This is a genomic window from Ochrobactrum sp. AN78 (genome assembly GCF_029909885.1).
Taxonomy (GTDB): domain Bacteria; phylum Pseudomonadota; class Alphaproteobacteria; order Rhizobiales; family Rhizobiaceae; genus Brucella; species Brucella quorumnocens.
Genome location: NZ_JASAMU010000013.1, coordinates 54874 through 70050, shown reverse-complemented (window position 1 = coordinate 70050; position 15177 = coordinate 54874). Strand labels below are relative to the sequence as shown.

The window sequence follows — 15177 nt, the reverse complement described above, 5'->3', positions numbered from 1 at the left end:
AAGAGTCCGTTTTCAACCCTGTGAGGATTGAGGGATGAATGTTCCCCAGCTGCTGAAAATGCAACGAAGGACCGTTGAGCAGCGCAAATGGCGCGGCTTCCTGCTGCTGGGCATGCTGCTGTTGCTGGGCGGGGTGCTCTGCCTATTATTGCCGGTCTTTTCCGAATTCGCTGCCAGTACGGTGTTTGGACTGGTGCTGGTGGGCATTGGCGTCATCAAGATCATCCAGTCATTATGGGTGAAAAGCTGGGCCGGTTTTGTGTGGCAGGAATTGTCCGGCGCTGTTGAACTGGTCGGGGGGATCATGATCTGTCTTAATCCGCTCAAGGGCGCGCTGGCGATCACCCTTTTGATCGCGATTGTGGTTTTTGTTCATGGCTTTCTGCAGATCGCCATGTCGTTGAAAATCCGACCCGAAGGCGGATGGTGGTGGTTTACCCTGTCGGGCATCATCGCCTGGATGGCCAGTGCAGCGCTGGTTCTCAAATGGCCGCTGATCCGTGAGCTGCCTTCGGGATCGATCGCCGGCATTGCCCTGCTGATCGCCGGGATTGCCTATGTGGGAATTGCCTTTACGACCAGAAATGCGTGACTGAATACCCACCATCTTGAGGGAGATACGGCGGTGACAAGGGCTCTGGTTCATCAAAATCTGAAGGGGGCCTTGCTTCTGGCCGTTCTCATCATCGCCTCGGCGAGCGCAGGCAAGGCGCAACAGCCGCCCGCCGCGCCTGTGCCCGCAGTTGTTGTCGAGACCGTCGCTGTCGCCTCTGCCGCAGCGCCGCAACGCTTCAACGGACAAATCGAAGCAATCGAGGCCGTCGATATTCAGGCGCGCATCACCGGGTTTCTTAAAGGCAAGGCTTTTGAGCAGGGCGCGCGCATCAAGGCCGGAGATCTGCTTTTTGAGATTGAACCCGATGCCTTGCAGGCGGCCCTCACGCTGGCGCAAGCGCAACTCGCGCGCGCAACCGCCAACCAGAATGCCACACGACAGACGCTGTCGCGAACCAGAACCCTCGCCAGTCGCAATACCGCCTCGCAGGCGGCGCTGGATGACGCACAGGCCGCCTTCGATATTGCTAGCGCCGATGTGCAGGGCGCTGAGGCCAATCTCAACATCGCCCGTCTCAACCTCTCCTATACAAAGATCCGGTCACCGATCAATGGAACCATCGGCCGCTCGCTGGTGACCCTCGGCAACCTCGTCGGCCCAGGCAGTGGACCGCTCGCGCGCATTGTGCAGCTCGATCCGGTGCGGGTGGTGTTTTCCATCACCGACCGCGCACTGGTCAGTCTGCGCCAGCAGGAAGCGGCCGGACAGGCGATCAATCCGCACCAGTTTTCGCTCAACCTGGTTCTCGCCAATGGCACCACCTATTCGCAGCGCGGCACCCTCCAGTTCATTGATAATGAAGTCAGTGCCCAGACCGGAACCGTAGCCGTGCGTGCGCTGTTTGCCAATCCCGATCAGATTCTCGTGCCAGGTCAGGTGGTCGCTGTTCAACTCGTCGATGAAGCGATCGGTACGCTGCCCGTGGTTCCGATGTCGTCGGTGTTGCAGGATCGCCAGGGTAAATATGTCTTCGTGCTCGGGACAGACAACAAGGTGTCGCGACGCCCAATCGTCACCGGTGCCCGCATCGGCAATCGATGGGCCGTCACAAGTGGCGTCACGCAAGGCGAACAGATCGTTACCCAGGGGCTGCAACGCATTGCCGATCAGCAACTGGTCGCACCGCGCGAAGCCATCGAGGACGGAGGGGCGGACCAATGATTTCCGAGACCTTCATCCGCCGTAGCCGCCTTGCCATCGTTATTTCAATCCTGATCTCCATTGCCGGTGCAATCGCCATCTTTGCCCTGCCGATCCAGCAATATCCGCAGATATCGCCGCCGACCGTCACCGTCTCCGCCTTCTATCCCGGCGCCAGTGCCGAAGTCATCGCCGATGTGGTGGGCGGCCCGCTTGAAACCGCCATCAATGGGGTCGATGACATGATGTATATGTCATCGACCAGTTCCAATGCCGGGCAATATGCGCTTTCGGTCACCTTCGAAGTGGGCACCGATCCCGAACTCGCCCAGATCAATGTGCAAAATCGCGCGCAGCTGGCAATCTCGCGTCTGCCCGCCGCCGTCGCCCAACAAGGGGTGTCGGTGCGCGCCCGCTCACCGGATTTTGTGCTCGGCATCGCGTTCTATTCGCCAGACGACAGCCTGAGCGCGCTGGAGATCACCAATTTCACCACCACAACCATCGTGGATGCGATTTCACGGGTCGCTGGCGTCGGTGAGGCAAGCGTGGTGGGGGCTTCCGAATATTCCATGCGGGTGTGGCTCAACCCACAAAGAATGGAGGCACTCGCCATATCGGTCGATGAGGTGGCAGCCGCCATTCAACGCCAGAATATCCAGGCGACCCTCGGCCAGGCTGGGGCGCCGCCCATGCGCACGGCGACCGAACTGCAATATACGCTGGTCGCTGAAGGTCGCCTGCGCGATGCCGAGGAATTCGGCGCCATCGTCATCCGCACCGGCGCGGACGGGGCGAAAGTCTTCCTGCGCGATGTCGCGCGGCTGGAACTGGGCGCCCGCAATTACGCATCCACCGCGAGTTTTGCCGGCCATCAATCGGCCATGCTCCAGATCAATCAGGCGCCGGGAGCCAACGCGATCGACACCGCTCGGGCCGTTGAGGCAGAACTTGAGCGTCTGTCGGCGCGCTTTCCACCAGGCCTGCATTATCACGTGGTCTATGATGCAACCCGCTTCGTCAAGGCCAGCATTGCGCTCACCACCCGAACCCTTCTGGAAGCCTTTCTGATTGTTCTCGCCGTCACATTCGTGTTTCTGCAGGATTGGCGCGCCACGCTGATTTCTGCCCTTGCCATCCCCGTTTCCATGCTCGGGGCCATCGCAGTGCTTCTGGCGCTCGGCTACTCGCTCAACATGATCTCGCTGCTCGCTCTGGTCCTGGCGATCGGACTGGTGGTGGATGACGCTATTCTGGTGGTCGAGAATGTCAAACATGTGCTGGACGACGCGCCCGAAATCAGCGTCGTCGACGCCACCCGCACAGCCATGCGCCAGATCACCGGTCCCATTATTTCCACAACGCTCGTGCTGCTCGCTGTCGTCACTCCGACAGCTTTTCTGGAGGGAATTGGCGGGCAACTTTACCGCCAGTTTGCGGTCACGATCTCATCGGCCCTGATCATCTCGTCCTTTGTCGGTCTTACACTCAGTCCTGCACTGGCGGCGCTGCTGCTCCGACGCGATCAGAGCAGTTTTAAACGCGGTCCGCTCGCCTGGTTCACCCGTTTCATGGAACGCAGCCGCGACGGTTATGGTCATCTGGTCGGGCTGACCGTCAGACATTGGTATATCCCGCTTGCGGCTATTATCGCCTGCTTTGCCGGCGCCTATCTGCTGTTTGCCAATCTGCCGGCAACGTTCTTGCCGGACGAGGATCAGGGCGCGCTGTTCGTCGATATTCAGCTGCCCAGTGCCGCCTCGCTCGAACGCACCAAGCGCATTGTGGAGGATGTGCGCAGTGTGCTGAGCGAGACTGCGGGTGTTCAAGACGTTATTACCGTCTCAGGCTTCAGCATCCTGCAATCCACCAGCACTCCCAATGGCGCCATGGCTGTTGCAGCCCTTGCCCCCTGGGAAGATCGCGAGAGCCGGGCTCTCCAGCTCAACAGCATCATTGACGGGCTGCGTCGCCAGTTCATGCAGATCCCGGGCGCCAATGTCGCGGTGTTCGCGCCGCCCGCCATTGCGGGGATCGGTTCTGTGGGCGGTTTGGACTTCCGCCTGCAGGCCCTGCAAGGCCAGGCACCCGAAGATATCGCACAGGTCACAAGCGCTCTGCTCGGCTATATCAACCGGCAAGCGGAGATCGGTGGGGCGGCGACCACCTTCAACGCCAATGTGCCACAAATCTATGTCGATGTGGACCGGGCCCGCGCCGAGGCCTTGGGCCTGAGCGTGTCCGACATCTATGCTGTCATTGGTGCCAATTTCGGCTCCCGCTACGTCAATGATTTCACACTCAATGGCCGGGTGTTCCAGGTCAATCTGCAGGCGGATTCCGAGTTTCGTGCCCATGTGGAAGATATCCTCAAACTCCATGTCAGAAATCGCACCGGAACGCTTGTCCCGTTGCGCGGCGTGGTTTCGCTGACCACCGTGCTGGCCCCCTTTGTCATCACACGATACAATCTCTCCGTCTCCGCCCAGATCAATGCCGTGCCTGCGCCCGCAGCCAGCAGTGGCGAAGCGATGAGCGCGATGGCCACGGCTGCGGCAACAGCGCTTCCCGACGGTTACGGCTATGAATGGTCCGGCTTGTCGTTTCAGGAAAACCGCAGCAGTGGCCAGGAGGTTTTGGTCTTTGCCCTGGCCTTCCTGTTCGCCTATCTGTTTCTGGTGGCGCAATATGAAAGCTGGAGCCTGCCCCTGGTGGTCATTGTGTCATTGGGAGCAGCTCTGCTGGGCGCTGTTGTCGCCCTCAGCCTGTTCGGGCTGCAAAACAGCCTCTATGTTCAGATCGCGCTGGTGTTGTTGATCGGTCTTGCCGCTAAGAATGCCATCCTGATCGTGGAATTTGCCAAGGAAAAGCGTGAGGCCGGTCTGAGTGCCCGCGATGCCGCGCGACAGGGTGCCGAGCAGCGCTTTCGTGCGGTGATGATGACAGCGGTGTCTTTCATCCTGGGTATTCTGCCCCTCATTCTGTCATCAGGGGCAGGTGCTGGTGCGCGGCAAGCTGTCGGCGTCACGATTTTCGGGGGCATGGTCGCCGCAACCACCATCGGCCTGCTGCTGACGCCGGGCATCTATTTCATGGTGCAGCGCCTGAGCGAGGCCGTCACCAAGGCCGATCCCGCGCAAAAATCGGACAATCCGTAATGGGGCGCTCAGCCGGGCTGTCTCCGGTCCCGGAAATGACCGGTACCCCAATTGATTGGGACCCGGAAAATCTGGAACCACCCAAATCCGGGTCACCCCCATTGCTGGGGATAGCCAAGAGCAGGGTGCAAGCCTGCCACCGCACGCGCCAAGGCAGACCTTGCGCCGCCGCGCGCAGTTGTGCAGCATTAAGCGCTGCCCGATCTTAAGCGCTGCGCCTTTGAGGGCAGTTCGCGATGCGGCCATCCCCACCGAACTTCAACGCTTGCTTGGGTTGCTGGCCAGACCATATCGAACATTCAACGGTCGCAGATGCATTTCTTATAGTTTCAAAATAGAATAGTTCCAATCGTCAAAGAGTATTATCGAATATATTTTCAATAACCACGCGATATGGCCTTGATAAAAGAAAATAACCTATAGATAATTTCAGTAGAAATCGAGGCTCGGAGGCAGGCATGCATTGGCTTCATTCGATATTTCAGCAGGCTCCGGAAATAGCGCTCTTCCTGTCACTGGCAGGCGGCTACGCTATCGGCAAGATTAATTTCGGAAAGTTCCAGCTTGGTGGGGTTGCTGGGTCATTGCTTGTCGCGGTGCTCATCAGCCAGGTCGGGGTGGAGATTGATGATGGTGTGAAAGCCATTCTCTTCGCATTGTTCATTTATGCTGTCGGCTTTGAAAGCGGGCCGCAGTTTTTTCGTTCGCTGGGACGCCAATCCATCCGCGAAATCGCAATGGCTGCAGTGCTGGCAATCAGCGGGCTTGCGACCGTGGTCATCATGGCACGGATCTTCGGTCTCGACAAAGGCATTGCTGCCGGCATTGCTGCCGGCGGCCTTACCCAGTCGGCAATCATTGGCACCGCGAGTGCCGCCATTTCGAAATTGGGGGTGGCCGCCGAGGAAGCGCAGCGGCTCCAGGCAAATGTTGCCGTGGGCTATGCTGTGACTTACATTTTCGGGTCTTTCGGCGCCATTATCATCTGCGTGAACGTGCTGCCGAAGATCATGGGTCGCACCATCCGCGATGATGCGATCAAGGCGCAAGCGGCGCTGCTTGCCGGCCTTCGGGTTTTGGGACAGGGTGAAAGCGATGCCGCGCCCGACCTGGTTGGTCGTATCTACCGTGTCACAGCCGCAGCCGGGAAGACGGTTGCCCAGAGCGAGGCACTCGCCGGGGGCGATAGTCCCATTACGATTGAACGCGTGAAGCGGGCAGGAAAGATCATCGGGGTAACACCGGATCTCAGCCTTGAAGAGGCCGATGTCATCCTGGTGGTCGGACGTCGTAAGGGCGTGGTTTCCTCCGGTGAGAAAATCGGAACGGAGTTACAATCCTCCGATGGCATGGATGTGGTCGTGGCGCTTCATGACGTGACGATCACCTCCACGGACTATATTGGTAAAACCGTCGCAGCCATCAGGGAAGGGATCAGTCCCGATCTGCGCCACGGCGTCTATGTCGTGGGTGTTAAACGCGCGGACAAGCCTTTGCCGCTCCGTCCGGAAACCGTGATACAGGCCGGCGACGTTGTCTCACTTTATGGCACACAACAGGATCTGCAGCGTGCCGCACGATCCATCGGCCCCGTTCTGGTCGCAAGCGATAAGACCGACTTCGTTTTTCATGGCCTTGGTATTGCCTTCGGACTGTTGATCGGGCTTGCAGTTGTTCGCATCGGCTCAATTCCCCTGACTTTGGGAAGTGGTGGCGGTGCGCTGCTGTCGGGATTGCTGTTTGGCTGGTATCGCAGTCGCAATATGACCATTGGCAATATGCCAAGTGGCGCATCGACCCTGCTCCGTGATCTTGGTCTTGCCGGCTTTGTCGCGGTTGTCGGCCTGCAATCGGGCCTGCAGGCGGTGCAGACCATCATGAGCAGTGGATTGACGATCTTTCTCGTCGGCATGGTTGTGACCATTCTCCCCTTGATCATCACGCTGTTTTTTGGGCTCTATGTGCTCAAATACGACAATGTGGCGATATTTGCCGGGGCACTTTCCGGATCGCGCAGTGCAAATCCAGCCTTTGGCGAAGTGCTCGACAAGGCAGGCAATTCCATTCCCACCACCCCGTTCGCAATCACCTATGCGCTGGCCAATGTCTTCCTGACATTGCTCGGACCGCTGGTTGTGGCTTTTTCTTGAGGAACAGAACATGGTGAAGACCGATTACAGCAAATTTGCCAAACTCAGTCCGTTTGAGCTGAAAGACGCGCTTATCGCGGTCGCGTCGGGTAAGGAAAACCACGCCATGCTCAACGCCGGACGCGGCAACCCAAACTTTCTGGCAACCGTGCCACGGCGCGCCTTCTTGCGGCTGGGCCTTTTTGCCGTCGCCGAAGCGGAGCTTTCCTATTCCTATCTGTCAAACGGCATTGGTGGACTGCCGAAAATTGAAGGCATTGAAGGCAGATTTCAACGCTTCATTTCCGAACATAGCGACCAGGAAGGGGTGAAATTCCTCGGGCGCACCCTGTCTTATGTGCGCGATCAGCTCGGCTTGTCGGCCTCTGAATTCCTGCATGAAATGGTCGAAGCGATCCTCGGCTGTAATTATCCAGTGCCACCCCGGATGCTCAAAGTCAGCGAAGAGATTGTGAAACACTATCTGGTCCGCGAAATGATCGGCGGCTATATGAGCTCTGAAACGATCGATCTGTTTGCGGTGGAAGGGGGAACCGCCGCAATGACCTATATTTTCGACACACTCAAACAAAATAGAATTCTCGAGGAAGGCGACACGGTGGCAATCGGAATGCCGACTTTCACGCCCTATATCGAAATTCCACAGCTCAACACTTATCGCTTGAAGGAAGTGCATATCAATGCCGACCCCAACAAGGGTTGGCAATATCCGCAAGCCGAACTCGACAAGCTACTCGATCCGGCCATCAAAGTGTTCTTCCTCATCAATCCAAGCAATCCGCCTTCGGTCAAGGTCGATCAGCACGGACTTGAACAGATCGCTCGTATCGTTAAGGAAAAACGTCCTGACCTGATCATTTTGACCGACGATGTTTACGGGACCTTCGCCGATGATTTCAAGTCGATATTCGCAGTCTGTCCCCATAACACCATGCTTGTCTATTCGTTCTCCAAATATTTCGGGGCGACGGGCTGGCGGTTGGGGGCGATCGCGATGCACAAGGAAAATGTGCTTGACGCGCAGCTCAAAGCGCTTCCGTCCGATGCGCAGGCGGAACTGCGCGATCGCTACGCATCGCTGGTTCCTGATGTCTCCACGCTGAAATTCATCGACCGCCTGGTCGCCGACAGCCGCACCGTCGCGCTCAACCACACCGCTGGGCTCTCAACACCACAGCAGGTGCAGATGGTGCTGTTTTCCCTCTTCGGCCTGATGGATGAGAAAGATGCCTATAAAGCCCAGTTGAAGCAACTCATCCGCAACCGCGAGGCCGCTCTCTATCGTGAGTTGGGCCTGCCACCGCAGTCCGATGAGAACGCGGTTGACTATTATACGCTGCTCGACCTCGAAGATATCGCAAAGCGGCTTTATGGTGATGATTTCGCGGCCTGGGTAAAAAACAATATCTCGCCGACGGAACTGCTGTTTCGGATTGCAGATGAAACCGGCATTGTCTTGTTGCCGGGAACCGGCTTCGGCACCCTGCAGCCGGCAGGACGCGCTTCCCTGGCCAATCTCAATGAGTATGAATATGCCGCTATCGGTCGGGCGCTCAGACGCATGGCCTCGGAGGTCCATGACAACGACTATCAAAAGCGCAAGAGCGATCGGTAATTCAATCGAAACAGGCTGCCCGGCATAACACGCTGTAACATGCTGCTTTTTTCTAAGCGGATGAAAATCGGGCACCAGGTGGCCTCAGATGCTGGTCGTCAAATCAAACCGGTTCCCGCCACCAGGGCTTGATCGTAATTGCGGTTCACAATCGCCACACCCGGCAATGCAGCCAGAAGACAAGCGTGCTTTCTGGCTGCAGGCGCATCATCTGCCGTTTCATTTTTGCGTCGCTACCGTGGTCTCAAGGCTCGCCGTTGTCTGCGGCTTTTCCATCTTGGATGATTGCGGGCTATGGCCTGGGCAGTCCGCCATTGCAAATGTCACGGACAAAACGAGCGCTGCGGTCGTCAAGAAAGCGAGTTTCATTGTTGTCTCCTGGCTTCGGTTTGGGGCATTGACCACACCATCCTAGCAGTTTTCGCGCGGTGCGTCTCATCACGTCTCGCTTTTGCTGCTTCGCATGGATCCGATCGCAGCCTGCGCTGTCGCGCTCAATCCTTGAGAAAATGAATATGCGGCCGCAGCGAATGCGCTGAGATCTCCACCCGCGCATCGACATGAAACACGTCTTTTAAAAGCTGTTGATGGATGACCTCATCGGGTGTGCCAGAGGCCACGATCTTGCCTGCCTGCATCACCATCAACCGATCACAGAACATCGCTGCATGGTTTAAGTCGTGCAAGGCGATGATGCTGGTGATCGGCAGACTGGAAATCAGTTTCAGGAGGCTCATCTGGTGCTGGATATCAAGATGATTGGTCGGCTCGTCAAGAATAAGTTCCTGCGGCATCTGCGCCAAAGCCCGAGCGATATGCGCGCGCTGTTTTTCGCCCCCCGACAGGCTCTGCCAGCGATCCTGTCGCTTGGCTTGCATGCCGGTGCGTTCAAGCGCATCCTCGACCGCGCTTTCATCGCTGCCCGTCCAGCCGGAAAACATGGATCTGTGCGGAAAGCGGCCAAGCCTGACCACGTCGAGCACCGTCAGATTGGCATTGGTGGTGGCATGTTGCTCGACAAAGGCCACGCGCTGCGCGAGCTTGCGCCGTGATACGGTGGCGAGATCCGCCTTATCCAACAGCACACGGCCTTGTGTCGGGCGCTTCAGCCCGGCAAGCAGCCGCAACAAGGATGTCTTGCCGCATCCATTGGGTCCCAAAAGCCCGAGCATCTGGCCGGGCTTTGCCGCAAATGACACGCCATCCAGCACGGTCTTGCCGCCAATTGTCCAGGTGATATTGTCCGCCTTGATCGTCATGATGCGCGCTGAAACCGGTAAAGAATGATCGAAAAGAACGGCACGCCCACCAGGGCAGTCACCACCCCGATCGGAAGAACCTGCTGGGGGACCAGGGCGCGGGAGGCAATGTCGGCCAGGACCATGAAAATCGCGCCACCGATCGCGCAGGCCGGCAGCAATCGGATATGCAGCGGCCCAACCAGAAAACGCGCCGCATGCGGGACAACCAGTCCGACAAAGCCAATGGAGCCCACCATGCTGACAATGGTCGCTGTCATCATCGCAGTCAGCGCAAACAACGCAATGCGCGCGCGGCCAACATGCACACCCAGCGATGCGGCGGCCTCATCGCCAAAGGCAAATGCGTCCAGCACCTGCGCATAAAAAAGACAGATCAGCAGCCCCAGGCCGATCACCACGCCCACCAGCATGAATTCTGGCCAGCGCACGCCGCCAAAGCTGCCAAGCAGCCAGAACATGACGTCGCGTGCCTGCTGGGCATTGCCGGAGGTGGTGACGATATAGGAGGTTGCAGCGTTGAAGAGCTGCGAGGCTGCGACCCCGGCTAGAATGGTGCGATCGGCGCCACCGCGGGTTCCATTGGAGAGAAGGGCAACAAACAAGAACGCAAGAAACGCACCCGCAAACGCGCCCGCTGACAGCGACAGCGCACCCGCCCCCAAACCCAGGATGACCACGGCAACCGCGCCAGTGGAGGCCCCCGCCGAAATGCCAAGCACATAGGGTTCGGCCAGGGGATTGCGCAACAGCGACTGCATGATCGCACCCGACAAGGCGAGCCCTGCACCGCACAACGCTGCGACCAACGCACGGCTCAGGCGATAGTCCCAGATGACGGTTTCATGAATGCGATTGAGTTCAACCCCACTCCAGCCAAGCCGGTTGGTGACAGCAAAAAACGTGGTGGACAGCGGGATCGGCAGATCGCCAATTCCCGTGCTGATGCCCACGACGAGTAGAATTGCCAACAGGGACAGCAAGAGCACGGCCGCACCCATCGCGCCCGTCCCGATAGGCCGGCGGCACGCGATCACTGAAGCAGACCAAGCGCTTGGAGCTGGCGGGCGACCTGCTCCGCGCCATAAAGGGTACGGATGGTCGGGTTCATCGCCTGTCCGTCCATGACCACAATGGCACGGTTCTTGACCGCAGGCATTTCCCTGACCGCCGGATCAGAATTCAAGAATGCGATCTTGGCTTCCGGCTTGTCGAGGTCCCAGCGATTGCGGTCCAGATTGGCGACGACGATGACATCGGGATTGGCGGCAATGATGCTCTCCCAACCAAGCGTTGGCCATTCCGCTTTGGCCTTGATGGCATTTTCACCACCCAGAATATCGGCAATGTAACTGGAGGCGCCATTGCCACCACCCAGATAGGCGTCAGCGGAAGGCGACTGGCTGGAGAACCAGAACACGTAACCAAGCTTCTTGCCACCGGTTGCAACACGGTTCCGCAGCGCGTTCTCGCGCGATTTGAGAGCAGCGATCAGCGTCTGGCCGCGATCGGCCACATCAAAAATCTGCGAAAGCTCGTCAATCTCCTGATAAAGCAGATCCATGGTCCATAGCTGATCGCGGCTGCCATATTCATCCTTGACCTGCATGGTGCTCAAACAGGTGCTCGGCGACAGATAGCTGGGGACGCCAACCTTGTCGAAATCCTCGCGTTTGGCGACTTTGCTGTTCGGACCCACCAGGCTAGGCAGGGCTGCGGCAACAAAATCAGGGTCCTGCGCAAGCAGGGATTCAAAGGTCGGGAACTCGACGGTGAGCAGCTTGACTTTCGCATTGGCATCCGCAAGCTCGGGCAGAACCTTGCTCGGCCAGAATGCGGTGGCTGCCATCCGGTCCTCAAGACCAAGCAGAAGCAGGATCTCGGCGCTGTTTTGTCCAAGCCCGATCGCCCGTTGCGGCGCCGCGTCAAAGCGAACTTTGCTACCGCAATTCTCAAGCACCAGCGGATAATGCGTCGAAGCCGCCGCAGCAAGATCGAATGGGAATGCCGACAGGGCCGCAAAGCACGCTGCGGCCAGAAAAGACTTCATTGCAATCACGGGGAGAGGTCCTCGGTTGGATGCGTGGCGTATCAACGGCCTGTTCGGCCCGGATGTCCTATAATCCGAATGGACGGACCAAAACAAGAGCGGAGAACTCATATTTATCGCCTTGGCGCCGGCAAGGCGCTGCAATCCCAAGGCGCTACAATCCCAAGGGGCTACAATCTCAAGGGGCTACAATCGAAAGGGGCTACAAGGCCCAGCCGCTGCCTGGTCTGGTAGAATCCCGCGGGAACCCCCGCGCAATGAAGGCCTTAAGAGGAGAAAAGCGCAGCCGAAGCATGGCTAGGATCAGGCAAGCGCGCGCACGAAACGGCGTCGTCACTCAGCCGCGGGTTTGCAAGCGGCTCCCCGTTGGCGATGGTTGCCACGCCGCATCACTAAGCCGAGGCCGCAGCTTGGGCGCGGGCCAATCTTAGTCGGGACAATAAAGGCGCGCGCCGTCATCTTTTGCAAACAGCACGCAGGGTCCCTGCGAACCGCGCGGATCATAGGCAAAGCCCTTGCCGGTCAGGGCTTGGGTGATGTCGCGGATGCCGGCAAGCCCATAAAGGTGGTCGTGCAATTCAAGAAAAATTCGCTCAATACCCGCAAGCTCGGCATTGCAAAGCAAATCACGCTCGGCCCCCTCGATGTCCATGACCAGGACGTTGATGGCGTGCGCGGTGATGAAGTCGTCAATATTGGCGGATGGCAGTTCAATGCAGCTCTGATAGGGCCCCTGGGTTTCATCCATCGACGACATCCACAGATCCTGCCGGACATAAAAAGCATGCGAACGCGGTTGGCCCGCAGTGAGAATACCCTGGTTTAAGACGACGTTGTGAATTTCATTGGCCGCAATCACCCGTGCAGCCAGCGCCGCTGTGGCCGGGTTTGCCTCAAACGCCCAGATGGTTACATTGGCAATGCCGGCGATGACCGCGGTGATAATACCGATGCCCGCGCCCAGTTCCAACACCCGATCGCCGGGTTTGACCGCCTTGAACACCGACCGCGCCTCCTTGGCCTCATAAGACTGGCTTTCAAGAGCCTGCCAGATGACCCGAGACACCTCCTGCGAGGTGATCGGCACACGAATGCCATGTACGTTCAACACGTCTTTGCCTGGGTTGCCTGCGTGATGCCGCAGTCGAGTTTGCGATGGCCCCTGACCTAGCTGATTTGCAGGGCCACCGCCAGCGCTATGCGACAAGACCGATGCGAGGATCAGATCGCCGCTTTCAGATCGTAGCTGTCACTTTCATGCCTGACGCGGAGCTCCGATGCCGGAACGGGTTTGCCGATCAAATAGCCCTGCACCTGATCACACCCCAGCCGCTTGAGACATTCAAACTGTTCTTCGGTCTCGATGCCTTCGGCAATGGTAATCATCTTGAGACTGCGCCCGACCCCGGTCACAAGTTCGACGATCGCCAGTGCATCCAGACGCGTGGTGACGTCACGAACAAAGGACCGGTCGATTTTGATCTTGTCGAACGGAAAACCACTCAGACTGCCCAGCGAGGAGTAGCCGGTGCCGAAATCATCCATGGCAATCTGGATGCCAAGCGCCTTCAACTGTCGCAGCGTATTGAGCGTCTGCTCATTCTTGTCCAGCAAGACAGATTCTGTGATCTCCAGTTCCAGCCGATCGGCTGCCAGACCAGTTTGCGCAAGCGCCTGCGTGACACTCTCAATCAGGCCAAGGCTGCGAAACTGGACCGGTGAAAGATTGACGGCAATCTTTAAGGGTTTGGTCCATTTCACCGCTTCAAGGCACGCCGTCATGAGCACCCATTCTCCCAGCAGATTGATAAAGCCTATCCGCTCGGCGACCGGGATGAACTCCATCGGTGGCACCGCGCCACGCACCGGATGGTCCCAGCGAACCAACGCTTCATAGCCACAGATTTCCCTTGTGTCTGTCCGCGCCTGGGGCTGATAGAAGACGGCCATTTCCCCATTGACCAGCGCCTTCTGAAGATCCGCTTCAAACGACTTCTTCTCGCGCAGCCGTGTTTGCATCTGCGAGCGGAAAAGACTGGCATGGCCGGGCCCCAGCGCCTTGGCTTCATAAAGCGCCAGATCGGCATGCTTGAACAGTTCTTCCGTATTGGGTTCGCCCTGCGAGATGGCGACGCCAACGCAGGTGCCTATCTTGATTTCCAGCTCGCCGATAAGATAGGGGCGGCTGATGGCCTCCATCAAATCGGCAGCGAGCAGGAGCGCGTCTGCTTCCGCAAGGCCAGTGGTCAGAAGCGCAAATTCATCGCCGCCCAGCCGGCAGACCACGTCGCCATCCGAGCCAATCTTTGCCAATCGCCTGGCAACCGCCTGCAGCAAGGCATCGCCGACATCATGGCCGAGTGTGTCGTTGACATCCTTGAAACCATCGAGATCAAGAAGCAGGATCATGGCCGATCGTCGACTGGTCTGCGCTGTACGCAACCGTTCCTCCAGATCCTGACGAAACAGAACGCGATTGGGCAGGCCGGTCAGCGCATCGTGATGGGCGTCATGTTCAAGGCGGTAATTCTGCGACTGCAACTCCCCGGTCGCTTGTTGAAGATCATTGGTCAGCCGCTGCATCTTGCCATGCGCGCGATCCAGCAACTTGTTGTGGCGCAACAACAGCAGCACAAGCACAATGCCACACAGGATCAGCCCTGCTGCAAGGCCCGTATAGATGAGATGCAGTTGGCGCACTTCCGCCTGGGCGGTGTCGATGAGGCCGACATCATATTCGACGGCTGTCGATGCAAGGGCAGTCATCGGGCCGTCAAGCATCGCCATCGCCCGCAACTGCGGCCTGATGCTCTCGCCATCCAACTGGTCAAATCCTGTGTCGAGGCCGTCCAGCGTGCTATTGAGCGCGAGGAACAGCGCCCGGCGCTGCGGATCGTCCTGGATGAAGGCGCGCAGGTTGCCCTGCCGCAGCAATTCAAGGCGTCCCAGCATGATATCGAGCCGCAGACGCGCCTCCTCACGTCGCTCATCGTTTGGATCAAGCGCATAGGCGGCCAAGACATGCTCAAGCCGCAGATATTCCGACACGGTCTGACCAATCGACCAGGAATCATTATAACGCGCGAATTTCTGAAGCGCGGTCTGTCGCTCGGCAATGACATAGGCAATATAGGCCGTTGCCAGCACGAAACAGAATATAATCACGCCCAGGATACGTCTCACATTTTG

11 protein-coding genes are annotated in these 15177 nt (G+C 58.2%); 5 read left to right on the top strand and 6 right to left on the bottom strand.

Features of this window, described 5'->3' with window-relative positions; translation table 11 throughout:
• Positions 1-34 precede the first annotated feature (34 nt).
• From QBD00_RS19785 to QBD00_RS19765, 5 genes are all read left to right on the top strand, one after another.
• Entirely contained in the window at positions 35-592 is a 558-nt protein-coding gene (locus QBD00_RS19785; protein WP_151094394.1) for an HdeD family acid-resistance protein, read from the top strand.
• Positions 593-625: 33 nt separating this feature from the next.
• On the top strand, positions 626-1777 hold the full coding sequence (locus tag QBD00_RS19780) for an efflux RND transporter periplasmic adaptor subunit (RefSeq protein ID WP_318580335.1): 1152 nt from the start codon (positions 626-628) through the stop codon (positions 1775-1777).
• Complete coding sequence (locus tag QBD00_RS19775; protein WP_318580334.1) at positions 1774-4914, top strand: efflux RND transporter permease subunit; 3141 nt, start codon at positions 1774-1776, stop codon at positions 4912-4914. The genes QBD00_RS19780 and QBD00_RS19775 overlap by 4 nt, the downstream gene beginning before the upstream one ends.
• Before the next feature lie 458 nt (positions 4915-5372).
• Positions 5373-7064, top strand: coding sequence for an aspartate-alanine antiporter (gene aspT / locus QBD00_RS19770; RefSeq protein WP_151094388.1), 1692 nt, complete (start codon positions 5373-5375; stop codon positions 7062-7064).
• Between the two features lie 10 nt (positions 7065-7074).
• Positions 7075-8679, top strand: a complete 1605-nt coding sequence (locus tag QBD00_RS19765) for a bifunctional aspartate transaminase/aspartate 4-decarboxylase (protein WP_151094386.1) — start codon at positions 7075-7077, stop codon at positions 8677-8679.
• A gap of 219 nt (positions 8680-8898) precedes the next feature.
• On the opposite strand, the gene QBD00_RS19760 is transcribed toward QBD00_RS19765, so the two are convergent.
• From QBD00_RS19760 to QBD00_RS19735, 6 genes are all read right to left on the bottom strand, one after another.
• On the bottom strand, positions 8899-9048 hold the full coding sequence (locus QBD00_RS19760; RefSeq protein WP_191793785.1) for a hypothetical protein: 150 nt from the start codon (positions 9046-9048) through the stop codon (positions 8899-8901).
• A 125-nt stretch (positions 9049-9173) separates the two neighbouring features.
• Entirely contained in the window at positions 9174-9938 is a 765-nt protein-coding gene (locus tag QBD00_RS19755) for an ABC transporter ATP-binding protein (RefSeq protein ID WP_151094384.1), read from the bottom strand.
• A complete protein-coding gene (locus QBD00_RS19750; RefSeq protein WP_318580333.1) occupies positions 9935-10939 on the bottom strand; it encodes a FecCD family ABC transporter permease in 1005 nt (334 codons plus the stop codon). Before QBD00_RS19750 ends, QBD00_RS19755 begins: the two co-directional genes overlap by 4 nt.
• A 32-nt stretch (positions 10940-10971) precedes the next feature.
• Positions 10972-11988, bottom strand: a complete 1017-nt coding sequence (locus QBD00_RS19745; RefSeq protein WP_151094380.1) for an ABC transporter substrate-binding protein — start codon at positions 11986-11988, stop codon at positions 10972-10974.
• A 427-nt stretch (positions 11989-12415) separates the two neighbouring features.
• Positions 12416-13099: an FkbM family methyltransferase gene (locus QBD00_RS19740; protein WP_191793783.1), complete on the bottom strand. Its 684-nt coding sequence runs from the start codon at positions 13097-13099 to the stop codon at positions 12416-12418.
• A 110-nt stretch (positions 13100-13209) separates the two neighbouring features.
• The gene (locus tag QBD00_RS19735; RefSeq protein ID WP_151094376.1) at positions 13210-15171 is read right to left on the bottom strand and encodes a putative bifunctional diguanylate cyclase/phosphodiesterase; all 1962 of its coding nucleotides are present in this window, start codon (positions 15169-15171) and stop codon (positions 13210-13212) included.
• Positions 15172-15177 lie beyond the last annotated feature (6 nt).

Coding starts and splice junctions, on each gene's coding strand:
- QBD00_RS19785 (WP_151094394.1), top strand. CDS start 35: ATGAATGTTCCCCAGCTGCTGAAAATGCAACGAAGGACCGTTGAGCAG.
- QBD00_RS19775 (WP_318580334.1), top strand. CDS start 1,774: ATGATTTCCGAGACCTTCATCCGCCGTAGCCGCCTTGCCATCGTTATT.
- aspT (WP_151094388.1), top strand. CDS start 5,373: ATGCATTGGCTTCATTCGATATTTCAGCAGGCTCCGGAAATAGCGCTC.
- QBD00_RS19765 (WP_151094386.1), top strand. CDS start 7,075: ATGGTGAAGACCGATTACAGCAAATTTGCCAAACTCAGTCCGTTTGAG.
- QBD00_RS19760 (WP_191793785.1), bottom strand. CDS start 9,048: ATGAAACTCGCTTTCTTGACGACCGCAGCGCTCGTTTTGTCCGTGACA.
- QBD00_RS19755 (WP_151094384.1), bottom strand. CDS start 9,938: ATGACGATCAAGGCGGACAATATCACCTGGACAATTGGCGGCAAGACC.
- QBD00_RS19750 (WP_318580333.1), bottom strand. CDS start 10,939: ATGGGTGCGGCCGTGCTCTTGCTGTCCCTGTTGGCAATTCTACTCGTC.
- QBD00_RS19745 (WP_151094380.1), bottom strand. CDS start 11,988: ATGAAGTCTTTTCTGGCCGCAGCGTGCTTTGCGGCCCTGTCGGCATTC.